The organism is Sulfitobacter sp. SBS6 (assembly GCF_048285585.1).
Classification (GTDB): Bacteria; Pseudomonadota; Alphaproteobacteria; order Rhodobacterales; family Rhodobacteraceae; genus Sulfitobacter; species Sulfitobacter pontiacus.
The window spans coordinates 498,717-525,682 of sequence record NZ_JBLWBA010000006.1 but is presented as its reverse complement, the minus strand read 5'-3'; the positions used below and the strand labels follow the sequence as shown (position 1 = coordinate 525,682).

27 protein-coding genes are annotated in these 26,966 nt (G+C 60.3%); 16 read left to right on the top strand and 11 right to left on the bottom strand.

Annotated elements, in window-relative coordinates; translation table 11 throughout:
• Positions 1 to 10 precede the first annotated feature (10 nt).
• Positions 11 to 934, bottom strand: coding sequence for a response regulator (locus ACNQ62_RS11450; protein ID WP_418094913.1), 924 nt, complete (start codon positions 932 to 934; stop codon positions 11 to 13).
• Positions 935 to 1,420: 486 nt separating this feature from the next.
• Between ACNQ62_RS11450 and rpsD the strand changes: the two genes are divergently transcribed.
• From rpsD to ACNQ62_RS11430, 4 genes are all read left to right on the top strand, one after another.
• Positions 1,421 to 2,041, top strand: a complete 621-nt coding sequence (gene rpsD, locus ACNQ62_RS11445; protein WP_005849596.1) for a 30S ribosomal protein S4 — start codon at positions 1,421 to 1,423, stop codon at positions 2,039 to 2,041.
• 167 nt (positions 2,042 to 2,208) lie between these two features.
• Complete coding sequence (hisC, locus tag ACNQ62_RS11440) at positions 2,209 to 3,291, top strand: histidinol-phosphate transaminase (RefSeq protein WP_005849595.1); 1,083 nt, start codon at positions 2,209 to 2,211, stop codon at positions 3,289 to 3,291.
• Between the two features lies 1 nt (position 3,292).
• Positions 3,293 to 4,213, top strand: coding sequence for a prephenate/arogenate dehydrogenase family protein (locus tag ACNQ62_RS11435; RefSeq protein WP_005849593.1), 921 nt, complete (start codon positions 3,293 to 3,295; stop codon positions 4,211 to 4,213).
• Positions 4,210 to 4,983: an extensin family protein gene (locus tag ACNQ62_RS11430; RefSeq protein WP_418094912.1), complete on the top strand. Its 774-nt coding sequence runs from the start codon at positions 4,210 to 4,212 to the stop codon at positions 4,981 to 4,983. The genes ACNQ62_RS11435 and ACNQ62_RS11430 overlap by 4 nt, the downstream gene beginning before the upstream one ends.
• Positions 4,984 to 4,994: 11 nt before the next feature.
• On the opposite strand, the gene ACNQ62_RS11425 is transcribed toward ACNQ62_RS11430, so the two are convergent.
• A complete protein-coding gene (locus ACNQ62_RS11425) occupies positions 4,995 to 6,017 on the bottom strand; it encodes a DUF2125 domain-containing protein (RefSeq protein WP_418094911.1) in 1,023 nt (340 codons plus the stop codon).
• Between the two features lie 70 nt (positions 6,018 to 6,087).
• Between ACNQ62_RS11425 and ACNQ62_RS11420 the strand changes: the two genes are divergently transcribed.
• From ACNQ62_RS11420 to ACNQ62_RS11410, 3 genes are all read left to right on the top strand, one after another.
• Positions 6,088 to 6,618 carry a gamma-glutamylcyclotransferase gene (locus ACNQ62_RS11420; protein WP_005849587.1) on the top strand — a complete coding sequence of 177 codons (531 nt, stop codon included), beginning with the start codon at positions 6,088 to 6,090 and terminating at the stop codon, positions 6,616 to 6,618.
• Positions 6,619 to 6,692: 74 nt separating this feature from the next.
• Positions 6,693 to 7,895 carry a hypothetical protein gene (locus ACNQ62_RS11415; RefSeq protein ID WP_005849585.1) on the top strand — a complete coding sequence of 401 codons (1,203 nt, stop codon included), beginning with the start codon at positions 6,693 to 6,695 and terminating at the stop codon, positions 7,893 to 7,895.
• A gap of 2 nt (positions 7,896 to 7,897) precedes the next feature.
• Positions 7,898 to 9,646, top strand: coding sequence for a peptidoglycan -binding protein (locus ACNQ62_RS11410; RefSeq protein WP_418094910.1), 1,749 nt, complete (start codon positions 7,898 to 7,900; stop codon positions 9,644 to 9,646).
• A 2-nt stretch (positions 9,647 to 9,648) separates the two neighbouring features.
• On the opposite strand, the gene ACNQ62_RS11405 is transcribed toward ACNQ62_RS11410, so the two are convergent.
• The 3 genes from ACNQ62_RS11405 to gloB form a co-directional block, all read right to left on the bottom strand.
• Positions 9,649 to 10,617 (bottom strand): M23 family metallopeptidase, encoded by a 969-nt coding sequence (locus ACNQ62_RS11405; protein ID WP_418094909.1) that lies wholly within the window; start codon positions 10,615 to 10,617, stop codon positions 9,649 to 9,651.
• Positions 10,614 to 12,935, bottom strand: a complete 2,322-nt coding sequence (gene clpA, locus ACNQ62_RS11400; RefSeq protein ID WP_005849580.1) for an ATP-dependent Clp protease ATP-binding subunit ClpA — start codon at positions 12,933 to 12,935, stop codon at positions 10,614 to 10,616. Before clpA ends, ACNQ62_RS11405 begins: the two co-directional genes overlap by 4 nt.
• A gap of 175 nt (positions 12,936 to 13,110) precedes the next feature.
• Complete coding sequence (gene gloB / locus ACNQ62_RS11395; protein WP_418094908.1) at positions 13,111 to 13,878, bottom strand: hydroxyacylglutathione hydrolase; 768 nt, start codon at positions 13,876 to 13,878, stop codon at positions 13,111 to 13,113.
• A 150-nt stretch (positions 13,879 to 14,028) separates the two neighbouring features.
• Between gloB and ACNQ62_RS11390 the strand changes: the two genes are divergently transcribed.
• The 7 genes from ACNQ62_RS11390 (at position 14,029) to ACNQ62_RS11360 (ending at position 20,430) form a co-directional block, all read left to right on the top strand.
• Positions 14,029 to 14,799 (top strand): methyltransferase domain-containing protein, encoded by a 771-nt coding sequence (locus ACNQ62_RS11390; RefSeq protein ID WP_005849577.1) that lies wholly within the window; start codon positions 14,029 to 14,031, stop codon positions 14,797 to 14,799.
• A 278-nt stretch (positions 14,800 to 15,077) separates the two neighbouring features.
• Positions 15,078 to 15,638 (top strand): F0F1 ATP synthase subunit delta, encoded by a 561-nt coding sequence (locus ACNQ62_RS11385; RefSeq protein ID WP_174226613.1) that lies wholly within the window; start codon positions 15,078 to 15,080, stop codon positions 15,636 to 15,638.
• A complete protein-coding gene (gene atpA / locus ACNQ62_RS11380; protein WP_005849573.1) occupies positions 15,639 to 17,177 on the top strand; it encodes a F0F1 ATP synthase subunit alpha in 1,539 nt (512 codons plus the stop codon).
• A 14-nt stretch (positions 17,178 to 17,191) separates the two neighbouring features.
• Positions 17,192 to 18,070: a F0F1 ATP synthase subunit gamma gene (locus tag ACNQ62_RS11375; protein ID WP_009825207.1), complete on the top strand. Its 879-nt coding sequence runs from the start codon at positions 17,192 to 17,194 to the stop codon at positions 18,068 to 18,070.
• Positions 18,071 to 18,089: 19 nt separating this feature from the next.
• Entirely contained in the window at positions 18,090 to 19,514 is a 1,425-nt protein-coding gene (gene atpD / locus ACNQ62_RS11370; protein WP_064217141.1) for a F0F1 ATP synthase subunit beta, read from the top strand.
• Between the two features lie 12 nt (positions 19,515 to 19,526).
• Entirely contained in the window at positions 19,527 to 19,964 is a 438-nt protein-coding gene (locus tag ACNQ62_RS11365; RefSeq protein WP_005849569.1) for a F0F1 ATP synthase subunit epsilon, read from the top strand.
• A gap of 127 nt (positions 19,965 to 20,091) precedes the next feature.
• The gene (locus ACNQ62_RS11360) at positions 20,092 to 20,430 is read left to right on the top strand and encodes an H-type lectin domain-containing protein (RefSeq protein ID WP_081858800.1); all 339 of its coding nucleotides are present in this window, start codon (positions 20,092 to 20,094) and stop codon (positions 20,428 to 20,430) included.
• Between the two features lie 31 nt (positions 20,431 to 20,461).
• Here the strand turns inward: ACNQ62_RS11360 and ACNQ62_RS11355 are convergent, their stop codons facing one another.
• Positions 20,462 to 21,481 (bottom strand): ribose-phosphate pyrophosphokinase, encoded by a 1,020-nt coding sequence (locus ACNQ62_RS11355; RefSeq protein WP_005849565.1) that lies wholly within the window; start codon positions 21,479 to 21,481, stop codon positions 20,462 to 20,464.
• Between the two features lie 109 nt (positions 21,482 to 21,590).
• Between ACNQ62_RS11355 and ACNQ62_RS11350 the strand changes: the two genes are divergently transcribed.
• Positions 21,591 to 22,187 (top strand): 2-hydroxychromene-2-carboxylate isomerase, encoded by a 597-nt coding sequence (locus ACNQ62_RS11350; protein WP_037966107.1) that lies wholly within the window; start codon positions 21,591 to 21,593, stop codon positions 22,185 to 22,187.
• The gene (locus ACNQ62_RS11345; protein ID WP_418094907.1) at positions 22,184 to 22,972 is read left to right on the top strand and encodes an alpha/beta fold hydrolase; all 789 of its coding nucleotides are present in this window, start codon (positions 22,184 to 22,186) and stop codon (positions 22,970 to 22,972) included. The genes ACNQ62_RS11350 and ACNQ62_RS11345 overlap by 4 nt, the downstream gene beginning before the upstream one ends.
• Before the next feature lie 3 nt (positions 22,973 to 22,975).
• On the opposite strand, the gene ACNQ62_RS11340 is transcribed toward ACNQ62_RS11345, so the two are convergent.
• The 5 genes from ACNQ62_RS11340 to ACNQ62_RS11320 form a co-directional block, all read right to left on the bottom strand.
• Positions 22,976 to 24,013, bottom strand: coding sequence for a threonine aldolase family protein (locus ACNQ62_RS11340; protein ID WP_418094906.1), 1,038 nt, complete (start codon positions 24,011 to 24,013; stop codon positions 22,976 to 22,978).
• Complete coding sequence (locus ACNQ62_RS11335; protein ID WP_037944761.1) at positions 24,013 to 24,483, bottom strand: YcgN family cysteine cluster protein; 471 nt, start codon at positions 24,481 to 24,483, stop codon at positions 24,013 to 24,015. Before ACNQ62_RS11335 ends, ACNQ62_RS11340 begins: the two co-directional genes overlap by 1 nt.
• On the bottom strand, positions 24,480 to 25,412 hold the full coding sequence (locus tag ACNQ62_RS11330) for a bifunctional riboflavin kinase/FAD synthetase (RefSeq protein ID WP_037944760.1): 933 nt from the start codon (positions 25,410 to 25,412) through the stop codon (positions 24,480 to 24,482). The genes ACNQ62_RS11335 and ACNQ62_RS11330 overlap by 4 nt, the downstream gene beginning before the upstream one ends.
• 105 nt (positions 25,413 to 25,517) lie before the next feature.
• On the bottom strand, positions 25,518 to 25,961 hold the full coding sequence (locus ACNQ62_RS11325; protein ID WP_005849555.1) for a MaoC family dehydratase: 444 nt from the start codon (positions 25,959 to 25,961) through the stop codon (positions 25,518 to 25,520).
• A gap of 90 nt (positions 25,962 to 26,051) precedes the next feature.
• Positions 26,052 to 26,924, bottom strand: coding sequence for a TIGR01459 family HAD-type hydrolase (locus ACNQ62_RS11320; RefSeq protein WP_418094905.1), 873 nt, complete (start codon positions 26,922 to 26,924; stop codon positions 26,052 to 26,054).
• Positions 26,925 to 26,966: the final 42 nt, after the last annotated feature.

Sequence of the window (26,966 nt, the reverse complement as noted above, 5' to 3'; positions counted from 1 at the left end):
TGTGGCCGTGTTAGGCGGTAACGGTACTTAGGCGCTTTGCGAGTTGGTCAAGCATCACAATCGTGTCGCCGCTGGTCGAGAATGCCTTGGTGCGGCAGTAGTCGACGTTGACCACGATATCGCGATGACATCCTGCCTCTGGCGAGGTCTGGACCGCGTTCTTCACCACGTCAGCAATATTGAGCGTGGATTGCGTTTTAAGCGCGGGCGAGAGCGCGGCGAAGATGCCGTTTGATCGATATGTCACGATCAGGTTCAGGCTGCTGAGCGCATCGGTCAATCTGCGTGCCAATCCGACGGAAAACTCGACGCGCTGGTCTTGCGGAACCTGCGAAAGCACATCCGCAAAGTTCTGCAGCACGATCACAGCGATCTGCATGCCGCCACCAAACTCGGATTGCATGCGCATAATGCAGTTTTCAAAGGCGTCCTGCGGGACAAGGCCGCTCTCGGAAAGCTCGGAGGGCGACATCGGACGGTCGAGCGCGAGCTCTTTCAGAACGTCGAAATTCTCTTGGTTGGGGGATTCATGCGGGCGTTTCAGGTGCCGGACAAATTCGGCGTTGCGCATTTCTGCACCATGAATGCGTGCCTCAAGGTCGAAGAACTCGAACGGCTTGATGATATAGTCCCACGCGCCCGCCACGAAGGATTTCGCGATGCTTTCGCTGTTCTTCACGCCGGTGAGCATGATGATGGGCACAAATTCGTACCCGTCGATTTGTCGGATGTGGGGGATCAGCTCTACGCCGGACATTTCCGGCATCTGGATGTCGAGCAGTAGGCAGTCGAAAATAACCGGCGCGCTATGGATGACTTCAAGCGCCTCCTTGCCGGAGGCGGCCGTGCGGACATATTCGTGATCTTGCGTCCGAAGATATTCTTCTAGCAAATTGCGCAGATCTTGGTTGTCCTCGACGGCCAAGATTCTCATGCGTGTGGCCTTTGAAGGCTACGCACCACAACTGCATTACGAGTTCCGATGAAGTGCATTGGATGCCAACGGTATCCGCCGCGATAGCCCATGTTATGCGTCACACTAGCCCCCTCAAACCGTTCAACACCTTGATGCTGCGTGACAATCGTTAACTTTTCAACTTAATAGTGCTCGCTTTAACCTTTTGTTAACGATTTTGGCGATTTTAAGGCAACGTTCAGCGGGTCACATGACGTAGGGCGGCGGAGCGTTCATCGAAATGCGCATTTTCACGGACTTCCCGGCCGCTACTGCCTAATAAGCTACGATTTGAGGCTAATTCGGCCAAGTTCGTGCATTGACTCCATCCCGCAGCACCGTATAAGCGCCGCTTGATTGGTGTTGGTGGACCCCGCAAGGGGAACCCTGTCAGGCTTCGGCCAGAGGACAACGCCCTTTACCGCCCGTCGCAATCCTGCGGGGGCCTCAAAAAGGAGAACAGCCGTGACTAAGCGTACAGCTGCCAAGCACAAAATTGACCGCCGTATGGGCGAAAACATCTGGGGCCGTCCTAAGTCCCCAGTGAACCGTCGTGAATACGGCCCCGGCCAGCACGGTCAGCGCCGCAAGGGCAAAATGTCCGACTTCGGCATTCAGCTGCGCGCCAAGCAGAAGCTGAAAGGCTACTACGGCGATCTGACCGAAAAGCAATTCCGCCGCATCTACGGCGAAGCCGAGCGTGTAAAAGGTGACACAGGTGAAAACCTGATCGGTCTGCTGGAGCGTCGCCTGGACGCCGTTGTATACCGCGCCAAATTTGTCGCGACCGTTTTCGCTGCGCGCCAGTTCGTGAACCACGGCCACGTCAAAGTGAACGGCAAGAAGGTTAACATTCCTTCCTACCGCGTCAAAGAAGGCGACGTGATCGAAGTGCGTGACCGTTCCAAGCAAATGGTTGCCCTGCTCGAAGCGACGCAACTGGCAGAGCGTGACGTGCCTGACTACATCGAGGCAGATCACTCCAAGATGACAGCGACATTCGTGCGCACCCCCGCTTTGGGCGACGTGCCATACCCTGTCATGATGGAACCGAACCTCGTGGTCGAATTCTACGCGAAGAACTAAGGTTCCTCGCATATCAATGCCGAAGGGGCCACGCTGGAAAGACCGGCGTGGCCCTTTTTGCGTTTGGTGACGCGCCTTTAGCGCGGGGCCATATGACGCTGGGACAAGATCGTAGTGGCGCTGGCGACGGCGCGCGTTTATGGTCCGCCCGACAGGAGACATGACAGATGACAACCGCTATTCGCCCGCAACCCGGCATTATGGACATCGCGCTGTATCAAGGCGGGGCGTCCCATGTGGCGGGGCTTGATAACGTGATCAAGCTCAGCTCGAACGAGAACCCGCTTGGCCCGTCCGACGCGGCCGTCAAAGCGTTCCGCGATGCGTCCTATGATCTGCATCGCTATCCGTCCTCTGATCATACCGCGCTGCGTCAGGCGATCGCGCAGGTGCACGGGCTGGACGCTGACCGCATCATTTGCGGGGCCGGCTCGGACGAGATCATCGCCTTTTTGTGCCAAGCGTTCTCGGGCGAGGGGACAGAGGTGCTGCACACGGTGCACGGCTTTGGCATGTACCGGATCTCCGCGCTGGCCAACGGGGCGACCCCGGTCGAGGTGCCCGAAAACGAACGGGTCACGGATGTGGACGCGCTGCTCGCGGGGTGCACCGACAAAACGCGGCTGGTGTTCATTGCGAACCCGAACAACCCCACCGGCACCATGATCGGGCTGAGCGAGATTGAACGTCTGGCCGCCGGTATCCCCAAACAGGCAATTCTGGTGCTCGACGGGGCCTATGCCGAATATGTCGAAGGCTATGACGGCGGCGCGGCTTTGGTCGATAGCCACGATAATATCGTGATGACGCGGACGTTCTCCAAGCTTTACGGTCTGGGCGGGCTGCGGATCGGTTGGGGCTATGCACCGGCGCATATTATCGACGTGCTGAATCGTGTGCGCGGGCCGTTCAACCTGTCGCAAGCCGCGCTGAATGCGGCGACGGCGGCGATCAAGGATACCGGCTACGCCGCCCATTGCCGGAGCGAGAACGCCAAATGGCGCAGTTGGATGGCTGATGCGCTGGCAGAGATCGGCGTGCCGTCTGATGTGTCTTGCGCGAACTTCATCCTCGCGCGGTTCAAGTCGCAGGACGAGGCCGAGGCCTGTGATGAATACCTCAAGACCCAAGGGTTGATCGTGCGGCGCGTGGCGGGCTACCAGCTGCCGACCTGCTTGCGGATCACCGTGGGCGATGAAAGCGCATGCCGTCGCGTGGTGCATGCGATCCGACAGTTTAAAGGCGACTGATATGCCCGTAATTTATGAGAAAGTCGCGCTGATCGGCTTGGGGCTGATCGCCTCTTCGATGTTCTGGGCGATGAAGCGCGGCGGGCTTGCGGGCCATGTGTCGGGCTTTGCACGCAGCGCCGAAACCCGCGACACCGCCCGCGAGATTGGCCTGTGCGACGAGGTCTGCGATTCCATTGCCAAGACGGTGAAAGACGCGGATCTGGTGGTGCTTTGTGTACCCGTTGGCGTCATGGGGTCGGTCGCGGCCGAGATGGCCGGGCATCTCAAGCCCGGCTGCACGGTGACGGATGTGGGGTCGGTCAAGGCGGATGTGATCGCGCAAGTGGGCCCACTGCTGCCCGACGGGGTGCATTTCATCCCCGCACACCCTTTGGCGGGGACCGAACACTCCGGCCCACGCAGCGGCTTTGCAGAGCTTTTTGACAACCGCTGGTGCCTGCTGGTGCCTGTGCCCGACACCAACGCCAATGCGATCTCGCGGTTGCGGAACCTCTGGGATGGTATGGGTGCCAATGTCGAGGAAATGGATGCGGAGCATCACGATCTGGTGCTTGCGGTGACCAGCCATGCGCCGCATTTGATCGCGTATACGATGGTGGGCGTGGCCGATGATCTGCGCCGTGTGACCGATAGCGAAGTGATCAAATATTCCGCCGCGGGTTTTCGCGACTTTACCCGCATCGCGGCAAGCGATCCGACCATGTGGCGCGATGTTTTCCTGACCAACAAGGAGGCCACGCTCGAGATTTTGGGCCGCTTTACGGAAGAGCTTTTCGCATTGCAGCGCGCGATCCGTATGGGGGATGGCGATCATCTACATGATTACTTCACCCGTACCCGCGCGATCCGTCGCGGTATTATCGAAGCGGGGCAGGACACGGACGCGCCGAACTTTGGTCGCCAACCCGGCAATAAATGATCCGGGCAGCGCTGATATACGCGCTGCTTTCCGGTGCCGCACTGGCCGGCCCCGATACCTCTTTGCGCCCGCCGGCCGTGGCCGGGGGTGCTGCGCTGACACCCCAAGGGTCGATTGCCACGCCACCGCGCAATGTGGGTGCCAAACGCGCGATAGCGGCCACGGGCGGGATCGCCTCCTCGCTACGGCCTAGCCAGCGCAGCCGTAAGCTAGAACAAGCGGCCAAGGCCAAACGCCGCCTGCTGGCCAAGGGCGCGGTATGCGGGGATATTTCCATTCAGGGCAAGGCGATCGGGCGCGTGCAACCCAAGCTCAAGGGCTGCGGTGTCAGCGATGCGGTGCAGATCCAGTCGGTGTCGGGCGTACGGTTGAGCCAAGCGGCAGTGATGGACTGCAAGACTGCCAAAGCATTGAAAACATGGATTGATCAATCGGCAAAGCCCGCTTTTGCCGGTCAGGGTGGCCTGCGCGGGCTGCGTGTCGCCGCCCATTACGCCTGCCGGACGCGCAACAACCAGCCGGGTGGCAAGATATCAGAACACGGGCGCGGGCGGGCGATCGATATCTCGGGTTTCCAGATGCACAGCGGAGCCGAGGTCAGTGTGTTAAAGGGCTGGAATGCCCCCGCCAGCCGTAAGGCCATGCGTCGGGTGCACAAGGGGGCCTGCGGGCCGTTTGGTACCGTGCTTGGCCCGAAAGCGAACCGTTTCCATCTGGATCACTTTCATTTCGACACGGCGCGGTATCGCAAGGGGACCTATTGCCGTTGATTTAACGCAATTCAGCGCAGGATAATCTTGGGTGCTCGGCCCAAGGGGATGAAACCCATAGACATCTTTCCGTCCTTCACGGTGATGTCCAGATCCAGCGCATCGGTGTTCCCCGACATTTGCGCCAACCCCTTCAGCATTTGTTCCGCTTGGGGGCGGAAGTTGGGGGGAATGTATCCCGCGCTCTCAACCATGGTCAGCATCGTCGGCCAATCTTGTGCCGCGACCGACAATGTCCCTGTTGCCAGACCGTCTTCGGCGACCGCAATTGTACCGCGCAGGGACAGGGCAATGTCGCCCCAGGCAAGCTCGGCGTGACGCAGGTCGATCACGCGGGGCTGGGGGCGGGTCCGGCCAAGGGCCTTGCGGTCCCACAGCCGGTCAAAGGTGATGGTCGCTTTGGCGGTGACGGTGTCAAACGCCTCTGCCCAATCGTCGGGCAGGCCGAATAGGCCGCGCAGTGCGGCACTGGGGGTGACGTTCTGCGCGTCCAGCGCCAGATCGTAGATCGGCTGGCCGACGGTTTGTTGCACAGCGCTGACGTTCAGACCGCGCCCCTCGACAGGGCCGGTGACGGGTAGGTCAAGCACCCAGGCACCGCCGTCCAGCGTCAACCGGTCCAGCTGGCCTGAAACACTGGGGCGCAGGCGCAGATCGGTGGTCACGTCCTCGGCCGACAACATGGCGCGCAGGTTGGGGCCGGACAAGCCAAGTTCGATATAGGGCGAGGCAACGGTGACATATCCGGGCCAGTATGCGGGGGTAGAGATGTCGATGCGCTTTGCCGCGACGGCACTGGCGATCCCGCGCCCGGCACTTTGGGACGGCGGGGTCAGGGTCACATCGGTCAGACGGGTGTGCAACCGCGTGGGGAAGCCCTGCTTTTTCATTTCGCCCACGTCTGCCTGCCACCCGGCTGCGCGGCGCGTTTCGATCAGTTTCGCGATGCCCCGCTGCAATCCGGACGAGGCAGCGACCCACCATCCGCACCAAACCGCCGCCAGAACGACAATAACCAACACGACCTTGCCCATTTTACCCAACACCTTATTAACGCCTGCGATAGCGCAGCTTTAAACAAGCCAATGATAAAGGACCAGAGACATGGCAATGTGGGTGTTCGGTTACGGCAGCTTATTGTGGAAACCGGGGTTTGACGTCGCGGAAAGCGTGATCGGGCGGTTGCCCGGGTATGCGCGGTCTTTCTGCATGCGCTCCATCCACCACCGTGGCTCGGTCGAACGTCCGGGACTTGTGCTGGCGCTGGATGCGGATACCGGCACGGCCTGCGATGGCATGGCGCTGCGCGTGGCACCGGGCACCGAAGAGGCGACGCTGGCCTATTTGCGCGAACGCGAGCTTGTCTCGTCGGCTTATGTAGAGAAAACGCTGGATGTGCAGCTAGAGGACGGGCGCACGGTTGCGGCTTTGGTCTATGTGATTGACGCAGAACATGACCAATACTGCGGCGGCTTGCCGCTGGAAGAGCAGGCGCAGATCATCTCGGGCGCGGTTGGCGGCATGGGGCCGAATACCGAATATTTGTTCAACACCGCAGCGCATCTGACGCAGATCGGGCTGCATGATCCGTCGCTGGCGTGGCTGCACGACCGCGTAAAGACTTTATGCGCATAAATCCGTGGCATAACCGTCGGGATTAAGTGTAGGCTGCGGCAACAGAAGCACAAAAGTGTCAGGAGCCACGAGGCATGGCGCAGTCAGATCGCGAATCCAAACCACAGTTTTCCCAGCCGGTGCGGCAGATCACGCTGATGCTGATCGCCCTCGGGCTGACTTGCATCGGGGCTTTTCTAGCGCTGCCAAGCGTTTTGCCTATTTTTGCGGCGAACCCCTATTTGAACGGGGTCATTATTGTCGTTTTCTTCATCGGTGTGATCGCCTGCTTTTATCAGGTGGTGCAGCTGATCGGCTCTGTCCGCTGGATCGAGAATTTTGCCTCTGACGCGCCCAATGCCGATGCCGTCGCCCCGCAGCTGCTGGCACCGCTGGCATCGCTGCTGCGCACACGCGGCGCGCGGATGCAGGTGAACGCGACCTCTACCCGATCTATCCTGGATTCCGTCGCCACCCGCATCGACGAAGCGCGCGAGATCACGCGTTATATCGTCAACATGCTGATCTTCCTCGGGCTTCTGGGCACGTTCTACGGCTTGGCGACGACCGTACCGGCGGTGGTTGAAACCATCCGCAGCCTCGCCCCGCAAGAAGGGGACGGCAGCACCGATATGTTCGCGCGCCTGATGACAGGGCTGGAATCGCAGCTTGGCGGTATGGGGGTGGCGTTCGGGTCGTCCCTTTTGGGGCTGGCGGGATCGCTGGTGGTTGGCTTGCTTGAACTCTTTGCCGGTCACGGGCAGAACCGCTTTTATCAAGAGCTTGAAGATTGGCTCAGCTCGATCACCCGCGTTGGTTTTTCCTCGGGCGAGGACGGGGCGTCGGATCAGAACGCGGTGGCTGGTGTGCTGGATCACATGGCCGAACAGATGGACAGCCTGCGTCAGTTGATCGGACAATCGGCGGAAAGCCAGACCGCGCTGAACAGCAAGATCGGTGCGCTGGCCGCCACGATGGAGGAACTGTCGGCGCGGGCCGCACAGACCGATACGCCGGCTGAAAGCCTTGACCGGATCGCCAAAGGGCAGGAGCGCATGGTGGCCGTGCTTGAAGGGCAGGGTGAACACGAACGCGCGGATGCGGAAAGCCGGATGCGCCTGCGGTCGATCGACGTGCAGATGCTGCGTATTCTCGAAGAGATTTCAGCCGGACGGCAGGAGACGATGGCCGAGTTGCGCAAGGATATATCCTTGCTGGCCAAGGCGCTGTCGGCTCCGCGTGGCGCTGAGCCGCGCCGCTTGCGCACCCCTGACCGCACCGACACCGAGGGCAGCTGATCATGGCGCTTTCCCGACGCACTGGGGCACGGTTTCAGGGCTCGATCTGGCCGGGATTCGTGGATGCGATGACGGGTCTTTTGCTGGTGCTGATGTTCGTGTTGACCATCTTTATGGTGCTGCAAGCCGTACAGACCCAGCGGATCAACGGGCAAGAGAACGAGCTGAATTCGCTGTCGGGCGAAGTCGCGGCGCTGGCTCAAGCGCTTGGGATGGAACGGCAAACCACGGCCGAGCTTGAGGCAGAACTGGGGACGCTGAACACATCCCTCACCGCGGCACGCGATCAGGCGGCAGAGCAGGCGGCGATGATCGCCTCCTTGACCGCGACACGCGATGCGCAGGCCGCACAGCTTGACGCGGCAGAGGCCAAGATCACCGGCTTCGAAGCTCAGGTGGCAAGTCTGTTGTCCCAGCGGGATGCGGCGGTCGCCCGTGGAGAGGCGCTTGAAACACGACAAGAAGAACTGCTGAGCGCGCAAGAGGCGTTGAACCTTGCCTTGGCGCAGGCGCGGTCAGAAACGGATGCCCAGGCCGAAGCCGCCCGCCTTGCCGCCGCCCGCCGTGATGCGCTGACGGCGCTGGTGGATGATCTGCGGGCGCAAAATCAGGATGCGCAGGCCGCTTTGGAAACCGCCGCCGCGCAGAATGCCGCGGCGCTGTCAGAGGCCGAAGCCGCCCGTCTGGCCGAAGCCGCTGCCGCCGAACGCTTGCGTGAAAAGCTGGAAAATGCCGATGCAGAGCTGACCGCAATGACGCTGGCGCTAGAGAGGCAGCGCAAAGAGGCCGAGGATACGCTGACCCTGCTCGCTGCCGCCCGCGCTGCCAAGGAAACGCTGGATGCAGAACTTGCCGCTGCGCTGGCGGAAACCGAAAATCTCGAGGCAACACAGGCCGATCGGGCAGAGCTGCGCGCCAAACTGGCGGATGCGCTTGCTGCAAAGCTTGCCGCTGAGAACCGCGCCGAGGCAGAGCTGTCGGATGCAGAGAAGCAGGCCGCTTTGCTGGATGCTGCCCGGTCCGAGCTGGCGCAGGAAGAAGCGGCGACTGCCGCGGCACAACGCCAGACAGAGTTGTTGAACCAGCAGGTTGCCGCCCTGCGCGGCCAGTTGGGGGAGCTGCAATCCCTGCTGGATGATGCCGTCGCACGCGATGCCGCGAAAGAGGTGCAGTTGCAATCGTTGGGGTCAGATCTGAACACCGCCCTCGCACGGGTCGCCGCCGAAGAACGCCGCCGCGCCGAGCTTGAAGCGGCTGAACGTGCGCGGCTTGAGGCCGAGACGAAGAACCTCGAACAATACCGGTCCGAGTTCTTTGGCCGTCTGCGCGCGCTTCTGGGCAATCAGGAGGGTGTGCGCATCGAGGGGGACCGTTTCGTCTTCTCTTCCGAGGTGTTGTTCCCCCCGGGGGCCGCCACGCTGTCCGCCGATGGTCGCGGAGAGATCGCCAAGGTCGCCGGTATCCTACGCAACATCGCGGCCGATATCCCGCCTGAAATCGACTGGGTCATTCGCGTAGACGGGCATACCGACAACCAGCCGCTGTCGGGGTTGGGCGAATTTGCGGATAACTGGGAGCTTAGTCAGGCGCGCGCCCTGTCAGTGGTCAAATATATGATCAACTTCCTCGGGATTGCACCGGAACGGCTGGCCGCGAACGGCTTTGGCCAATATCAGCCCGTGGCCCGTGGCAACACCGAAGCCGCCCGCGCGCAAAACCGCCGTATCGAGCTGAAGCTGACCGAGAGGTAGCGCTACTTAACCTCGATTTCCGTGCTGCGTTGGCTGATGATCTGCAGGCCGCGGATCATCGTCACCGTGCCGGTATAGGTGCCCGCCGGCCAGTCCACGCGGCCACGTTTGCCGATGGCGCGAAAGGCTTGGGCCTGGGTTTTGGTCAGCGTCACATCATCCGCGATCACCATGCCGTCAGGGCCGGTGATGGACAGGTTCACGATGTCATCCGCCCGCGTGCCAAACATGTAGCCCCAGATCACCAGCGCATCCGCATCCACGGGCAAGGACGCCGTCGCTGCCTCGCCTTGTTTGATGGCGTCATAGGCGGGGACCGCATCGGCAAAACCAATGCTGATCAGCCCACCGGCGCGGTAGTCGGGCCGTTCAGCCCAAAGGTTGCTGTCACCGGGCGCGTCGCAGGTGGTGGTCCCATCGGGATCGAAGGGATCAACGACCGCTCCGTCTTTGCGCACCGACAGATGCACATGGGGGAAGGCGGCCTTTCCCGACTGCCCGACAAAGCCGATGGTGTCGCCCGAAGCGACCTCTTGCCCCGTGGTAACGCTGACGGAGCCTTGTTTGAGGTGGCAGTACTGGGTTTCCCAACCGTTCCCGTGGTCAAGCACGACGCCGTTGCCACATTCCTTACCATCAATACCGGCGGCGTTTTCGCTGGTATAACCGCTGTCAGCCATACCGTCGCGCATACCGGTGACACGGCCTGCGGCGCTGGCAAGGACGGGGATGTTGTCGGCGATACGGGCCCGGCTGGACAGTGCGAAATCCGTGCCTTTGTGCCCGTCATAGCTTAACGCCGCACAGGTGAAATCCATCGCATCAGACGACGGGTCGCTATCGACATACTGCTGGATGAAGCAGTCTGTGCCAAGGTCGCAGTCAAGGGGAGGGGAGATAAGAAAACCCTCTGCCAGCACGGGGCTGGCAAAGGGCAGGGCAAGCGCAAATACGGCGCTGCGTGGTGTCATTCAGCTGTCAGCAACGGTGGCTTGTTGCCTGTCAGCTTGGGGTTTTCCGACCCGAGGATCGTCAGGTCCAGCTCGCCCTTCTTGACGTTGACCTTGACCACACCACCTTTCGCCAGCTTGCCGAACAGCAGCTCTTCGGCGAGGGGCTTTTTGATGTGCTCTTGGATGACGCGTCCAAGGGGGCGCGCACCCATTCGTGCATCATAGCCTTTGTCGCCCAGCCATTCGGCGGCTTTGGTGGACAGTTCAATCGTCACGTTGCGGTCCATCAGCTGAGCTTCAAGCTGCAGCACGAACTTCTCGACCACCCGCAAGATCACGTCTTTCGGAAGCGGCGCAAAGCTGATCACCGCGTCCAGACGGTTGCGGAATTCGGGCGTGAAGGTCCGTTCGATCGCGGCGGTATCCTCGCCGGTGCGACGGTCACGGCCAAAGCCGATGGCTTCTTTCGCCTGCTCGGACGCGCCTGCGTTCGACGTCATGATCAGCACGACATTGCGGAAATCCACTGTCCGGCCATTATGGTCCGTCAGTTTGCCATGATCCATCACCTGCAACAGGATATTGTAGACGTCCGGGTGGGCTTTCTCCATCTCGTCGAGCAGCAGTACGCAGTGCGGGTGCTGGTCAACGCCATCGGTCAACATGCCGCCCTGATCAAACCCGACATAGCCGGGAGGGGCACCGATCAGGCGGGAAACGGCGTGTTTCTCCATGTATTCAGACATGTCGAAACGCAGCAGTTCCACACCAAGCGTGTCGGCCAGCTGTTTCGCCACCTCGGTCTTGCCCACACCTGTCGGTCCTGCGAACAGGTAGTTGCCGATGGGTTTTTCGGGCTCGCGCAGGCCGGCACGGGCCAGTTTGATCGCGGAAGACAGGGCTTCGATCGCCTTGTCCTGACCGAAGACAACGCGTTTCAGCGATGCCTCAAGATCCTTGAGCACAATCACATCATCCTTGGACACGTTCTTGGGCGGGATGCGCGCGATCTTGGCGACCACGGCTTCGACTTCTTTGGTGCCGATGGTCTTGCGCCGTTTCGAGGCCGCCAGCAGATGCTGCGCCGCGCCCGCTTCGTCGATCACATCGATGGCGGAGTCAGGCAGTTTGCGGTCGTTGATATAGCGGTGCGCCAGTTCAACCGAGGTCCGGATCGCGTCAGAGGTATATTTGACCGAGTGGTGATCCTCGAAATAGGGTTTGATGCCCCGCAGGATTTTCACCGCATCCTCGACCGAAGGCTCGTTCACATCGATCTTTTGGAAACGACGCGCAAGGGCACGGTCTTTTTCGAAATGCTGGCGGAATTCCTTGTAGGTGGTCGACCCCATGGTGCGCAGCTTGCCGCCCGCAAGCGCGGGTTTCAGCAGGTTGGAGGCATCCATCGCGCCGCCGGATGTGGCACCGGCACCGATAACGGTGTGGATCTCGTCGATGAACAAGACGGCGTTGTCATGTTCTTCCAGCTCGGTCACGACGGCTTTCAGGCGTTCTTCGAAATCACCGCGGTAGCGGGTGCCGGCCAGCAACGCGCCCATGTCGAGCGAATAGATCGTGGTTTCGGCCAAGACCTCGGGCGTTTCACCGGCAACGATCTTGCGCGCCAGCCCTTCGGCGATGGCGGTTTTCCCGACGCCGGGGTCGCCCACCAGCAGCGGGTTGTTCTTGCGGCGGCGGCACAGCACCTGAATGCAGCGTTCCACCTCGTCCGACCGGCCGATCAGCGGATCAACGTCGCCTTCGCGGGATTTCGCGTTCAGATCAACGGTGTATTTCGCCAGCGCGGATTCTTTCTTGTCGCCATCGGTGACACCTTGGGCTTCTTCCTCGTGATCCGGCGCACCGGAAACGGGGCGTGGTTCACCGAAAGCCGGATCTTTGGCGACGCCATGCGCGATGTAATTGACCGCATCATAGCGCGTCATATCCTGTTCTTGCAGGAAGTAGGCGGCGTTGCTTTCGCGTTCTGCAAAGATCGCGACCAGCACGTTCGCGCCGGTCACTTCGGTCCGGCCAGAGGATTGCACATGGATCGCCGCGCGCTGGATCACCCGCTGGAACGCTGCCGTTGGCACCGCTTCGGAGCCGTCAACATCGGTGACCAGATTGTTCAGGTCTTCATCGACAAATTCGACCAGCGTTTCGCGCAGTTCGGTCATATCGACGGAACAAGCTTTCATCACCTGCACGGCGTCGGGTTCGTCGATCAGGGCCAAAAGAAGATGTTCAAGCGTAGCGAATTCATGTTTGCGCGCATTGGCAAGGGCCAGCGCCGCGTGAATGGCTTGTTCTAGGGTAGACGAGAATGAAGGCACAGGCGTGCTCCTTTTCGATCTGTGTCGGAGGGGGCGTCAGAAACAGGACGCGCCGCAACCGAGCATGGCCTCATAGTATTAGAGTTTGGTTGATCACGGCGCAGCTTCAAGGTTTTTCTGCAATATCGCTGTCACATTTATCGTGAACGTCGATTTTAGACCATGATTGCGGCGGTCAGAAACGGTCTTTGCGCGCGCGAATTTCGGCAAACACATCGGTGTCGGTGGCGTTGACCATCCCCAGTTGCGCACGGATGCCCGGATCGGACGGGCGCAGAAAGGGGTTGGTTTCAAGTTCCGTTGAAAGCGTCGAGGGAACTGTCGGCTCGCCATCAGCACGGGCCTGATCGATCTCTCTTGAACGAGATATAAGTGCCGCGTTTTCCGGATCAACCGTCAGGGCGAATTTTGCGTTCGACTGCGTGTATTCGTGACCCGAACATACGGTGGTATCGGCGGGCAGGCGCATCAGCTTTTGCAAGCTGTCCCACATCTGCGCGGGCGTGCCTTCGAACAAACGACCACAACCAAGCGCCATCAGGCTATCGGCGGTAAAGACGCATTTGGCCGCGGGGACGTGAAAGGCGATATGTCCGACCGTATGGCCCGACACATCAATCACATCGACCGTATGCGCGCCGAAGGTGAAGGATTGCCCGTCGTCATAGGCCGCGTCCAGCGGGGGCAGGCGTTCGGCATCAGCCTTGGCACCGATCACGCGGGCAGGGTGGTCGGCAATCAGCGCGGGCACGCCCTGAATGTGGTCGGGGTGGTGATGGGTCAGCCAGATCTCCGTGAGGGTCCAGCCCAACTCGTCCAGCTTGGCAGCGATCGGCGCGGCCTCGGGCACGTCGATCAAGGCGACCTTGCCGCTGGTCTGGTCGCGCAGCAGGAATGCGTAGTTGTCGGACAGGCAGGGGATGGTCACAAGATCAAAGGACATGGCAGCGGCTCCGGTCGGGGTTTCGGGGTGCGGATCACCACGCTAGCGCGGGCAGGGCGGTGCTGCAAACGGGTTTCGCGCAGTCCGCTCTTTTGCGGCGCGTGGCTTTGGTCTAGGGTCGGGGCGATCCACCCAACAAGGCCCTTTGCCATGCACCTTGATGTCCAAGACCTGCGCAACTTTTACTATCGCAGTGCCCTTGGCCGCGCGGCGCAGCATTCCTTGCGTACCCGCATGCTTGAGCTTTGGCCCGAGGCCAAGGGGCAGACCGTTGTGGGCTTTGGTTTCGCGGCCCCCTTGCTGCGCCCCTATCTGGCGGATGCGCGGCGGGTGATGACGCTGATGCCGGGGCCACAGGGGGTCATGCCTTGGCCCGCGGGCATGCCCAATACCTCTGTGCTGACCGAAGAAACGCTCTGGCCGATCGAAACCGGACATGTCGACCGGCTGGTTCTGATGCACGGGCTTGAAACGTCTGACCGGCAGGGCGACCTGCTAGAGGAATGCTGGCGCGTGTTGGGGCCGGGGGGCAGGGCGCTGTTCATCGTGCCCAACCGTGCAGGGTTCTGGGCGCGTAGCGATATCACGCCCTTCGGATACGGGCGGCCCTATTCGCTGGGGCAGCTCGAAACGCAACTGCGCAAACACCAGTTCCTGCCAGAGCGCCAGTTGGGTGCGCTGTATCTGATGCCCTCGACCAGACGGACGTTCCGGCGCGCGGGGCCGCTGTTTGAAAAGGTCGGGCGGCACATGCCGACGATCATGGCGGGCGGGGCGTTTATGGTCGAGGTGACCAAGCTGGTGTACCCGCCCAAGGGCAAGGTTGCACGCACGCCAGCGCGCCGGTCGATCCGCGTTCTGGAAGGGGTCGGCGCGGTGACACCTTCGGCAGTTCAGGCGGTCCTGCCACAGCCTATGTGACCCCCGCGCCACGGCGGCAAGAATCGCTGCCACACCCGAAATTGCCGGATGTCTATTGATTTTTAGGCAGGTTGATCAGGTCAAAGCGTCGCAGGGGTGCATTGCGCTAAGAATAAGGGGCGCTTTCCTGTGGCAACCTCACTATACTGTGTTGCGGGATGCGGGTCCGTCTGCTACATCCGCCCTGATTTAGACGTCTTGGGTAATTTCAAGTCGCGCCAACACCCCGGTGACGCGATGTATTCGCTTATCCGGCCCTGACGTATGAGAGGATGGACGTGTCCGAAACAGCATCAATCTCTACAGGTATCGCACAACGCTATGCGACCGCCGTGTACGAGCTGGCCCAAGAGGCCAAAGCCCTTCCCCAGATCGAGAAAGATCTTGATGCGCTGCAAGCCGCATTGGCCGAAAGCGAAGATTTCCGCGATCTGATCAATTCGCCGATCTACACGCGCGAACAGCAAGCCGCGTCGATCAGTGCCATCGCCAAAAAGATGGACCTGTCCCAGACGCTCGCCAGCACGCTGGAACTGATGGCCAACAAGCGCCGTCTGTTCGTCCTGCCGCAGCTGGTCCAGAACTTGCGTGACATCATCGCCGTTGAAAAAGGCGAAGTGACTGCTGATGTGATTTCGGCCAAGGCGCTGACCAAAGCGCAGTCCGAAAAGCTGTCCAAGTCGCTCGCCGCGACCACAGGCAAAAAAGTAACGTTGAATGCGACCGTTGATGACTCCCTCATTGGCGGTCTTATCGTAAAAGTGGGCTCTAAGATGATCGACACGTCGATCCGCGCAAAGCTCAATTCCCTCCAGAATGTAATGAAAGAGGTCGGATAAATGGGTATCCAAGCTGCAGAGATTTCTGCGATCCTGAAGGACCAGATCAAGAACTTTGGTCAAGAAGCAGAAGTTGCCGAAGTTGGCCGCGTTCTGTCCGTTGGTGATGGTATCGCTCGCGTGTATGGTCTGGACAACGTCCAGGCTGGCGAGATGGTCGAATTCCCCGGCGGCATCATGGGCATGGCCCTGAACCTCGAGACAGACAACGTCGGTGTTGTTATCTTCGGTTCCGACCGCGACATCAAAGAAGGCGATACCGTCAAGCGCACCAACTCCATCGTGGACGTGCCAATCGGCAACGGTCTGCTGGGTCGTGTTGTTGACGGCCTGGGTAACCCCATCGACGGCAAAGGCCCCATCGAATCCACCGAGCGTGGCCTCGCGGACGTTAAAGCCCCCGGCATTATCCCACGGAAATCGGTGCACGAGCCAATGGCGACTGGCCTGAAATCCGTTGACGCGATGATCCCCGTTGGCCGTGGCCAGCGCGAGCTGATCATTGGTGACCGTCAGACCGGTAAAACCGCCGTTGCTCTGGACGCGATCCTGAACCAACAGCAGATCAACGACGCCGCAGGCGACGACGAGAGCAAGAAAATGTACTGCGTGTACGTTGCGATCGGCCAAAAACGTTCGACTGTTGCCCAGCTGGTTAAAAAGCTCGAAGAAACAGGCGCGATTGACTATTCCATCGTTGTTGCCGCCACCGCGTCCGAGCCTGCACCAATGCAGTACCTCGCACCATACTCCGCAACAGCTATGGCGGAATTCTTCCGCGACAACGGCCGTCACGCGCTGATCATCTATGATGACCTTTCCAAGCAAGCCGTGTCCTACCGCCAGATGTCCCTACTGCTGCGTCGTCCGCCCGGGCGTGAAGCTTACCCAGGTGACGTTTTCTATCTCCACTCCCGTCTGCTCGAGCGTTCGGCGAAATTGGGTGATGACGCAGGCAACGGCTCTTTGACAGCTCTGCCGATCATCGAAACCCAAGGTGGTGACGTTTCCGCGTTTATTCCAACCAACGTGATCTCGATCACCGACGGTCAGATCTTCCTGGAAACGGAATTGTTCTACCAAGGTATCCGTCCTGCTGTGAACACCGGTCTGTCGGTTTCGCGCGTTGGGTCCTCGGCTCAGACCAAAGCGATGTCTTCTGTTGCTGGTCCGGTTAAACTGTCCTTGGCTCAGTACCGCGAAATGGCGGCCTTTGCTCAGTTCGGTTCCGACCTTGATGCCTCCACTCAGCAGCTGCTGAACCGTGGTGCGCGCCTGACCGAGCTGATGAAGCAGCCTCAGTACTCCCCTCTGACCAACGCGGAAATCGTCTGCGTGATCTATGCGGGTACAAACGGCTACCTCGACAAGATCGACGTCAAAGAAGTCGGCCGCTTTGAAGCGGGCCTGCTGGCGCACTTGCGCAGCAAGCACGCCGACCTGATGGCTGACATCACCAACAACGACCGCAAGGTGAAGGGTGAGCTGGAAGACAAGATCAAAGCTGCCATCGATTCTTTCGCCGCTGACTTCGCTTAAGGGAGGGAGGGCACATGCCAAACCTCAAGGACCTAAAAAACCGGATCGCGTCGGTCAAATCGACCCGCAAGATCACGAAAGCCATGCAAATGGTTGCCGCGGCGAAGCTTCGCCGCGCGCAGGAAGCTGCCGAGCAGTCCCGCCCCTACACAGAGCGTTTTAACGCTGTGATGTCGCGGTTGGCTGCATCGGTAGGTGGGTCTGACACCGCCCCCAAGCTGCTGAGCGGCACGGGGTCGGATCAGGTTCACCTGTTGGTTGTCATGACCGCTGAACGTGGCCTGTGCGGTGGCTTTAACGCCAACATCGCCAAGCTTGCCAAAGCCCATGCCCGTGGCCTTATCGCCAAGGGTAAGGAGGTCAAGATTTTGACCGTTGGCAAGAAAGGCCGCGACAGCATCCGTCGTGACTTTGGCGACCTTTTGGTCGGTCACGTTGACCTCAGCGACGTCAAGCGCCTTGGCTATGCCGATGCGCAGGGGATCGCCAAGGACGTACTTGGCCGTTTTGACGCGGGTGAATATGACATCGCCACGATCTTCTATTCGAAGTTCGTGAACGTCGTCAGCCAGATCCCGACGGCACAGCAGATCATCCCGGCGACCTTCGAAGAGACCGAAGGCGCGGACGAGGCGACGACACTGTTCGACTACGAGCCCAGCGAAGAGGCCATTCTGGCCGACCTGCTGCCGCGCGGCGTTGCAACGGCGATCTTCTCGGCTCTGCTGGAAAACGCGGCCTCTGAACAGGGTGCCCGGATGTCGGCAATGGACAACGCGACACGGAACGCCGGTGACATGATCGAAGATCTGACCATCGAGTATAACCGTTCGCGTCAGGCCGTCATCACCAACGAGCTGATCGAAATCATTTCCGGCGCGGAAGCGCTGTAGGACAAATCGGAGAAACGACATGGCAAATGCAGTCGGCAAAATCACACAAGTCATCGGCGCCGTCGTCGATGTGCAGTTCGAGGATCACCTGCCAGAGATCCTCAACGCTGTTGTAACTGAAAACCACGGCAAGAAACTGATCCTCGAAGTGGCTCAGCACCTTGGCGAAAACACCGTGCGTACCATCGCGATGGACGCGACCGAAGGTCTGGTGCGCGGCCAGCGCGTCGAAGACACAGGCGCGCCCATCTCGATCCCAGTGGGTAACGCCACATTGGGCCGCATCATGAACGTTGTTGGCGAAGCCATCGACGAAAAAGGCGACATCCAATCGGGCGAGCGTCGCTCGATCCATGCGGACGCGCCCGAATTCGCGGAACAGTCGACCACATCCGAAGTGCTGGAAACGGGCATCAAGGTTATCGACCTTCTGGCGCCTTACGCCAAGGGTGGTAAAATCGGTCTGTTCGGTGGTGCCGGTGTTGGTAAAACCGTTCTGATCATGGAACTGATCAACAACATCGCCAAAGTGCACTCCGGTTATTCGGTTTTCGCGGGCGTTGGTGAACGTACCCGTGAAGGGAACGACCTGTACCACGAGATGATCGAATCCAACGTTATCAACCCTGATGATCTGGAAAAATCGCAGGTTGCGCTGGTGTACGGCCAGATGAACGAGCCTCCCGGAGCGCGTATGCGTGTTGCTCTGACCGGTCTGACACTGGCCGAACAGTTCCGCGACCAATCCGGTACCGACGTTCTGTTCTTCGTCGACAACATCTTCCGCTTTACCCAAGCCGGTTCCGAGGTTTCGGCTCTGCTGGGTCGTATTCCTTCGGCCGTGGGCTACCAGCCAACACTGGCGACCGACATGGGTGCGATGCAAGAACGTATTACATCGACCAAATCCGGTTCGATTACATCGGTTCAGGCCGTTTACGTTCCTGCGGATGACCTTACCGACCCTGCGCCCGCGACATCCTTTGCGCACCTTGACGCGACAACCGTTCTGGACCGTTCGATCTCGGAAAAGGGTATCTACCCTGCTGTTGATCCGCTCGGCTCCACATCGCGTCTGATGGACCCATCCATCGTTGGCGAAGAGCACTACAACGTGGCACGTGACGTTCAGGGTATCCTGCAACGCTACAAGTCGCTGCAGGACATCATCGCGATTCTCGGCATGGACGAACTGTCGGAAGACGACAAACTGACCGTTGCCCGTGCGCGTAAGATCGAACGCTTCCTGAGCCAGCCTTTCGACGTTGCGAAAGTGTTCACCGGCTCCGACGGTAAGCAGGTTCCACTGGAAGAGACAATCACCTCCTTCAAGGCGGTTGTTGCAGGTGAATACGATCACCTGCCCGAAGGTGCCTTCTACATGGTTGGCGGCATCGAAGAAGTGAAAGCGAAAGCTGAAAAAATGGCGGCAGACGCCGCTTAAGGAGCGCTGAAAATGGCAGACACAATGCAATTCGACCTCGTTTCGCCCGAGCGGCGGCTGGCCTCGATGCAGGTGACGGCCGTTCAGATTCCGGGTGCGGACGGGGACATGACAGCAATGCCTGATCATGCCCCCACCATCACCACGCTGCGCCCCGGTGTGCTGCGTGTTGAAGGCCCGGAAGGCACTGCTGAGTATGTGGTAACCGGCGGCTTTGCCGAGATTTCTTCCGAAGGCGTATCGGTTCTGGCCGAACGCGCGGTGTCCAAGGGTGATATGACCCAAGAGCATCTGGACGAAATGATCGCCGAAGCCAAAGCCATGTACACAACGGCAAAAGAGGGTTTCGTGAATGAACCTGGCCCCGTAGACGACGCAGCCAAGCTGCTGTCCGACATGGTTGCCATGGGGGACGAAATCGGCTTGTCGAGCAAGCAACCCAGCCTCTGACGTTTCCTTGCCCGTTTTGATGAAAAGGCCCTGCATCCGCGGGGCCTTTTCTATTTGTTAACCTTAACTTATGGTTGTCGGATTGTAGGGGTAGGACGAGTTGGGGCAGGCCATCACGATGAAAAGAATGAACGCAAGCAGCGTTGGTATCGATAGCGGAGAGACGGTGTTGTTCTCCGATTTTCAGGATGGTGGCGAGATGTGGACGGGGAAGGGCCAGCGCGAGCGGCGCAACCATATCACCTTTTCCACGCCGTACCGCGATATCCCCACGGTACACGCCTCGCTTGCGCTGTGGGACGTGGATAACGCCACGGTCATGCGCGCGGATCTGCGATCGGAGAATGTGACGAAGGAAGGTTTTGAACTGGTGTTCCGCACCTGGGGCGATACGCGTATCGCGCGCGTCAGGGCGTCTTGGATGGCCATCGGGCCGTTGCCGCAGCAAGACGACTGGGAGCTTTAAGCAGCGCCCCCAGCCATTGTTTCAGGGGCGCTTAGCCGGGTTTGTACATGCCGTCGTAGATCGGCTCTAGCGTGTCGGCGTCGAACAGGGACGAGACCGAAGTGCCGTTCCAGATGTTCAGGATCGCCTGCGCAAAGATCGGCGCTGTAGGCACGATCCGGATGTTTGTTGCTTGCTTGACGGCGGGCGTCGGCGCGATGCTGTCCGTGATGACCAGCGATTTCATCACCGAATTGCTAACGCGTTCGACCGCAGGGCCGGACATAACGCCGTGGCTGATGTAGGAGTGGACTTCCTTCGCGCCGTTTTCCATCAGCACTTCGGCCGCTTTGCACAGGGTGCCGGCGGTGTCACAGATGTCGTCCACGATCAGGCAGACTTTGTCGGTCACATCGCCGATCACGGTCATCTCTGCAATCTCGCCGGGTTTTTCGCGGCGCTTGTCCACGATGGCGAGGGGGGAGTTGATGCGCTTCGCCAGTTCCCGTGCGCGGGCCACGCCGCCCACATCCGGCGAGATGACCATCAGCTCGTCCATGCGGCCCTTGAATTCGTTCTGGATGTCCAGCGCGAAAACGGGGGAGGCATAGAGGTTGTCGACAGGGATATCGAAGAAACCCTGGATCTGAGCGGCGTGCAGGTCCATCGTCAGGATACGCTCGATGCCGCTGCCGACCATCATATTCGCGACCATCTTGGCGGTGATCGGCGTGCGTGCCTTGGTGCGGCGGTCCTGACGGGCATAGCCGAAATAGGGCAGAACAGCCGTGACACGCGCCGCAGAGGACCGGCGCAGCGCGTCGGCCATGACCAGCAGTTCCATCAGGTTGTCATTGGCGGGGTTCGACGTTGGCTGGATGATGAACATATCCTCGCCGCGGACATTCTCGTAAACCTCCACAAAGATTTCGCCGTCATTGAACCGTTCGACCCGTGCGTCGACCAGCCCTACGTTGACCCCCCGATGCAGCGACATCCGCCGTGCGATGGCTTTGGCCAACGGCATGTTCGCGTTACCTGAGATCAGTTTGGGTTCGGTGGTTTGAGCCATGTGCAAAGGGTCCCTGGATGCAGAACATGTGACAGAATCGTGACGTTGACACCGCTTAGCATGGCCTTACGGTCTGGCAAAGCTGCACAGCCCTGATCGGAGACCCCAAATGCCCCATATCGACTATTTTTTTGCGACACTTTCACCATATGCCTATCTGGCGGGAAACCGGCTTGAGGAAATCGCCGCCAAACACGGGGCGACGATCACCTATAAACCTTTCGATCTGATTACCGCTTTCGGGCGCACGGGCGGGCAGCCCCCGAAAGATCGGCATCCGTCGCGGCAAGAGTATCGCGCGATTGAACTGCCGCGTCAGGCCAAGAAGCTGGGGATGCCGTTCAACCTCAAACCCGCGCATTGGCCCACCAACGGCGCGCCGTCTTCTTACGCCATTATCGCAGCGCAGAACGAAGGCGGCGACGTAGGCAAGCTGTGCCAGCTGATCATGACCGCCGTCTGGGCCGAGGAACGCGATATTGCCGAAGATGCGGTCGTGCGCGACTGTCTTGAAAAAGCGGGTTTTGACCCCGCGCTGGCCGACAAAGGCTTGCTGCAGGGGGCTGATACCTACGCGCGCAATCTGGAAGAGGCGGTCGAAAAGGGCGTCTTTGGAGCGCCATTCTATATTCTGGACGACGCCCACAAGTTCTGGGGCCAGGACCGGCTTGAAGATCTTGACCTCGTGATGGCAGGTAAACTGTGAGTTCAGGTTTATTTACACGGCAATTCGGACACGGTCCGCGGCACGCGCTGGCTGTTCACTGCACGCTTGCCCATTCCGGCGCGTGGCGCGGCGTGGGTGAGGCGTTGGCGGATGAACTGACGTTGCTGTGCCCCGATCTGCCCTCCCACGGGAAATCCGCCGATTGGGACGGGCAGGGGGATATCCATGCCCGGGCGACCGATCTGGTGCGGGAACTGGTGACCGAACCGATTGATATTATCGGCCATTCTTTTGGCGCGACGATCGGCTTGCGGATTGCCATCGAGACCCCCGAACTGGTGCGCAGCCTGACGATGATCGAACCGGTCTATTTCGCGGCGGCTCTGGCTGACGATCCGGCACGGGTGGCGGCCGCGGATCGCAACTCCGGTGGGTTCGATGCGGCTTATGACGCGGGCGACCGGATGGAGGCCGCGCGCATCTTCAACACAGGCTGGGGCGACGGCAGCGGATGGGAACAGACGCCGGAAAAGCTGCGCCAGTATATGGCTGACCGTATCCATTATGTGCCCGCCAGCCAGCCGTTCTTGCGGGACGACAATGCCGGGCTGCTAGAGCCGGGCAAGTTCGCACGCGCCGCGATGCCGGTGCTGTTGATGGACGGGGGCACATCGGCGGATATGGTAGATGCGATCAGCACGTCCATCGCCCGCCGTTTGCCGAATGTAACACGCAAGGCGATCGAAGGGGCGGGGCACATGGCCCCGATCACGCACCCGCAGGCCGTCGCCGCTGAAATCCGCAGCTTTCTCGAAACGGTATAGCCGTCAGAAATACGATAGGAACTGGTCGATCGCCTCTGTGCCGATCGACCAGTCACAGACCAGCCGCGCCGATAAGGGCTCATTCGGGTCGTCGCCCTCTAACGGGCCATCCATGACATAGTATTTCGCCCCCGCATCATGCAGCTTCTGGTGGATGCGGCGGGGCCATTTGGCAAAGATCATATTGGCGTCGGGTTTATGCAGCAGCGTTGCCCCTGCGGCGCGCAAACCGTCGGCCAGATGGCGCGCGTTGTCATTGGCCAAGGCGGCGGTCGTTTTCCATAAATCATCCTGCATGTAGCCCGCCATCTGCGCAGATAGGAACCGGTGCTTGGAAAACAGATGCGCCCCGCGTTTGCGCCGCAGCTCGAACTCCCAGGCCTTGGTGGGGTCGAAGAAGATCACCGCCTCGACACCCATGCAACCGTTCTTGGTGCCGCCAAAGCTGACGACATCGACGCCCGCTTTCCACGTCATCTCTGCCGGTGTGCAGCCCAGGGCAGCCAGCGCATTGGCAAAGCGCGCCCCGTCCAGATGCACGGGCAGGTCATAGCTTTTGGCAACAGCGGTGAGGGCGTTCAGCTCTTCCAGCGTGTGGACCGAGCCCCGTTCGGTCACCTGCGTGATCGACACCGGCCCGCGCTGCGCGCCATGTACATTGCCATCGGGGTGTTTCTCGATCGCCTTTGTCAGCGCCTCGGGTGTCATCTTGTCGTCGGTTTCCACCACGGTCAGCTTTGCTGCACCGGCATAGAACTCGGGCGCGTTACATTCGTCTTCGTGGATATGCGAGGTGACGGAGCAAAAGATCGTCTGCCATGGCTGGGTGTAGCACGCCAGCGCGAGCGCATTGGCAGCGGTGCCGGTTGCGACCAGATAGACCGCAGCCTCCGGTGCCTCGAACGCGGTGCGGATCGCGTCGCGGACTTCGTCCATGATGGGATCGTTGCCATAGGGCATCGCGTGTCCGGTGTTTGCCTGTGCCAGACGGTTCATGATCTGGGGGTGAACAGGGCCCGCGTTGTCAGAGGCAAAAAACATCAGGTTGGCTCCTCGATAATGTGGTCTTCCCATTCCTCGAACGGGGTGTCGAATTCCGAGACGGTGTTATGCTGCACCGAGATCCCCGCGCGATGCACGCTATCAGGGTCACCGCTGATCAGCGGGTGCCAGTCATACAGCGGCTTGCCCTGCCACAGCAGCCGATAGGCGCAGGTGAGCGGCATCCAATAGGCGTGGGTATCCAGATTGTCGGGCTTCAGAACGATGCAGTCGGGTACAAACTGGTGCCGGTTCTCGTAGTGGCTGCACCGGCAGGTCGCATCATCCAACAGGCGGCAGGCCACGCGGGTCAGGGCGACTTCTTCGGTGTCTTCGTCTTCAAGCTTGTTCAGGCAGCATTTCCCGCAACCGTCACACAGCGCTTCCCATTCGTCTTGCGACATCTTGGTGAGCGGCTTCTTTTCCCAGAACCGTTTGGCAAGACCTTTGGCGGCAATCGGATCGGTCATAGCGCGGCCAGAATGCTGCGGGCCTGCGCGCTGTCGGCGTCCATCTGGGTGATCAGGGCGTCAAGACTGTCGAATTTTTCCTCGCCGCGCAGGTGGTCGACCAGCGCGACCGAGACATGCTTGCCGTAGAGATCGCCTTTGAAGTCGAAGATGAATGTCTCGAGGTTGGCCTTGTTCTCGCCGAACATGGGGCGCACGCCAAGGCTGGCAACGCCGTGGTAGCGCCCTGCCTGCGGCCCTTCAAGCACATCGACAAGCACCGCATAGACACCAAAGGCTGGCGGGTGCAGCCCGTCGATCGACATATTCGCCGTCGGGTAGCCCAGTTCGCGCCCGCGCTTTTCACCGTGCAGGATCGGGCCTTCAACGCGGTGCCAATGGCCCAGCATCGCGGCGGCGTCGCGGGGGCGTGCCTCTGTCAGCGCGTTGCGGATCGCGGTCGAAGACACGGTATCAGGGCCCTTCGCCATCAGCGGCGCGATGGTCACGCCGAACCCCATCTCGGCACCGAAGGCCTGCAGCTGTTCAGCGGTGCCCGCGCGCGCCTTGCCAAAGCGGAAGTCCGCGCCCACGACCACATGGCGTAGGCCCAGCCCATCAACGATCACCTCCTGCGCAAAGGCGCGGGGGCTGAGGCCGGATAGAGCAGCATCGAACCCCAGCTCATACAGCTTGTCGACGCCGATCTTTTGCAACTGGTGCGCCCGCGCCTCTGCGCCCATCAGCCGGAAGGGCGGGGCGTCGGGGGCGAAATATTCGCGGGGGTGTGGCTCGAATGTGACCACGCCCAAGGGCGCGTCGGGCAGGGCGGCGCGGGCCATATCGATGACCGACCGATGCCCCAGATGCACCCCGTCGAAATTGCCAATAGCGGCGGTCGCCCCCTGATCGGAAGCGGATACAAATTGATAGTCGCGAATGATTTCCATGCGCTTGGTGGTAGCCCCCTCTGCCGGTGCTGACAAGCAGCGGGGCGGGTCACGGTACCGAAAAACCGCAGCGTTGTGGGACGGGCGCTGGCGGGAGGGCTAGCGTCAGTCGAACTTGCGCGACGGGGCCAGAACGGTTGCTTCGCCAATCAGGACCTTTTTGCCGTCAATCGCACAGTGGCAATCCAGTTTCACACGGCGCTTGTCGAATTCGATATTGGTGACCTTCACCTCGGCATAGACCAGATCGCCGGGGCGCACGGGGGCCAGAAACTTGAGCGACTGCGCCATGTAGACGGTGCCATGCCCCGGCAACTGCTCTCCGATCACGGCAGAGATCAGGCCCGCAGTCAGCATGCCGTGGGCGATCCGCCCCTCAAAGATCGTGTCCTGCGCATAGGCGTCGTCCAGATGTACCGGATTACGATCAGTGGACACTTGCGCGAACATCTCGATGTCTTCGTCGGTGATGACCTTGCGCAGATAGCGCGTCATGCCGATTTCGATATCTTCAATACAGATCGTTCCACGGGGCAGATTATCCAACATGCCAGCCCTTTCAGTAATAAAGTGACGCCAGTTTTATCCGGTGTGAAACTTAATTACTTTGCAGGCGCAGAAACGCAAGGAAAAAGTAGGTCAGCGTAGGTGCCCAATTGTGTAGGTCGGAGCCGATGTTTCCTTTTCCAGATAACGGGTTAGCGCCTCGGGATCGGGCTGGGTCTGTGTTTCGGTTTCCCGCGCGGCCAGACCGCCAGAGATGAAAAGCGAATCGATATCCTCGCCCATGGCCCCTTTGACATCGGTATGGATGCCGTCGCCGATGGCGAGAATGCCATTGTCGGTGATGTCCTTGTCCAATGCGTAGAGCTTGCGGCGGGCCAGGTCATAAATTGGCGGGTGCGGTTTGCCGAAATACAGGCTTTCCCCACCCATCTCGGTATAAAGCGCCGCGACAGCACCGGCGCACCATTCGCGCACATCGCCACGGTCCACCACGATATCGGGGTTCGCGCAAAGCAGCTTGAGCCCCTTTTGCTTGGCATAAAGAAGTTGCGGGCGCAGCACGGAGGGGTCTTCGGACGGATCGAAAGGGCCGGTGCAAACGATGCCTTCGGCGTCTTCCAGATCAACGCGCTGGATATCGACAGGATCATCAACCACGTCGCTGGGATCAAAGAAGTGTTTGTCCGTGGGCGGGCCGAGGTGCCAGACCTGCGTGCCCACCATGCCGCGATACATCGCCGTGCGCGCAGAATCGCCCGAGGTGGCAATATCGTCCCACGCATCATCCGGTACGCCGAAATGCGCCAGCTGTTTGATCACGCCGTCGCGGGGGCGGGGGGAGTTTGTGACCAGCACCACCTTGCCGCCGCCGTTGCGATAGGCTTGCAGTGCGGTGACCGCATCCGGCAGCGCCTTGACCCCGTCGTGGACGCAGCCCCAAAGGTCGACGAACAAGGCGTCATAGCGGTCAGAGATTTCGAAAAGGTTATTGATAATCTGGGTCATGGGCCGCTTTCCAATCTGCAAGAGCTTTGCACCGCAGAAAGC

Bases quoted from the DNA above. Each gene is read 5' to 3' on its own strand.
- ACNQ62_RS11450 (WP_418094913.1), bottom strand. From the start codon at position 934: ATGAGAATCTTGGCCGTCGAGGACAACCAAGATCTGCGCAATTTGCTA.
- hisC (WP_005849595.1), top strand. From the start codon at position 2,209: ATGACAACCGCTATTCGCCCGCAACCCGGCATTATGGACATCGCGCTG.
- ACNQ62_RS11435 (WP_005849593.1), top strand. From the start codon at position 3,293: ATGCCCGTAATTTATGAGAAAGTCGCGCTGATCGGCTTGGGGCTGATC.
- ACNQ62_RS11430 (WP_418094912.1), top strand. From the start codon at position 4,210: ATGATCCGGGCAGCGCTGATATACGCGCTGCTTTCCGGTGCCGCACTG.
- ACNQ62_RS11425 (WP_418094911.1), bottom strand. From the start codon at position 6,017: ATGGGCAAGGTCGTGTTGGTTATTGTCGTTCTGGCGGCGGTTTGGTGC.
- ACNQ62_RS11420 (WP_005849587.1), top strand. From the start codon at position 6,088: ATGGCAATGTGGGTGTTCGGTTACGGCAGCTTATTGTGGAAACCGGGG.
- ACNQ62_RS11415 (WP_005849585.1), top strand. From the start codon at position 6,693: ATGGCGCAGTCAGATCGCGAATCCAAACCACAGTTTTCCCAGCCGGTG.
- ACNQ62_RS11410 (WP_418094910.1), top strand. From the start codon at position 7,898: ATGGCGCTTTCCCGACGCACTGGGGCACGGTTTCAGGGCTCGATCTGG.
- ACNQ62_RS11405 (WP_418094909.1), bottom strand. From the start codon at position 10,617: ATGACACCACGCAGCGCCGTATTTGCGCTTGCCCTGCCCTTTGCCAGC.
- gloB (WP_418094908.1), bottom strand. From the start codon at position 13,878: ATGTCCTTTGATCTTGTGACCATCCCCTGCCTGTCCGACAACTACGCA.
- ACNQ62_RS11390 (WP_005849577.1), top strand. From the start codon at position 14,029: ATGCACCTTGATGTCCAAGACCTGCGCAACTTTTACTATCGCAGTGCC.
- atpA (WP_005849573.1), top strand. From the start codon at position 15,639: ATGGGTATCCAAGCTGCAGAGATTTCTGCGATCCTGAAGGACCAGATC.
- ACNQ62_RS11375 (WP_009825207.1), top strand. From the start codon at position 17,192: ATGCCAAACCTCAAGGACCTAAAAAACCGGATCGCGTCGGTCAAATCG.
- atpD (WP_064217141.1), top strand. From the start codon at position 18,090: ATGGCAAATGCAGTCGGCAAAATCACACAAGTCATCGGCGCCGTCGTC.
- ACNQ62_RS11365 (WP_005849569.1), top strand. From the start codon at position 19,527: ATGGCAGACACAATGCAATTCGACCTCGTTTCGCCCGAGCGGCGGCTG.
- ACNQ62_RS11360 (WP_081858800.1), top strand. From the start codon at position 20,092: ATGAACGCAAGCAGCGTTGGTATCGATAGCGGAGAGACGGTGTTGTTC.
- ACNQ62_RS11355 (WP_005849565.1), bottom strand. From the start codon at position 21,481: ATGGCTCAAACCACCGAACCCAAACTGATCTCAGGTAACGCGAACATG.
- ACNQ62_RS11350 (WP_037966107.1), top strand. From the start codon at position 21,591: ATGCCCCATATCGACTATTTTTTTGCGACACTTTCACCATATGCCTAT.
- ACNQ62_RS11340 (WP_418094906.1), bottom strand. From the start codon at position 24,013: ATGTTTTTTGCCTCTGACAACGCGGGCCCTGTTCACCCCCAGATCATG.
- ACNQ62_RS11335 (WP_037944761.1), bottom strand. From the start codon at position 24,483: ATGACCGATCCGATTGCCGCCAAAGGTCTTGCCAAACGGTTCTGGGAA.
- ACNQ62_RS11330 (WP_037944760.1), bottom strand. From the start codon at position 25,412: ATGGAAATCATTCGCGACTATCAATTTGTATCCGCTTCCGATCAGGGG.
- ACNQ62_RS11325 (WP_005849555.1), bottom strand. From the start codon at position 25,961: ATGTTGGATAATCTGCCCCGTGGAACGATCTGTATTGAAGATATCGAA.
- ACNQ62_RS11320 (WP_418094905.1), bottom strand. From the start codon at position 26,924: ATGACCCAGATTATCAATAACCTTTTCGAAATCTCTGACCGCTATGAC.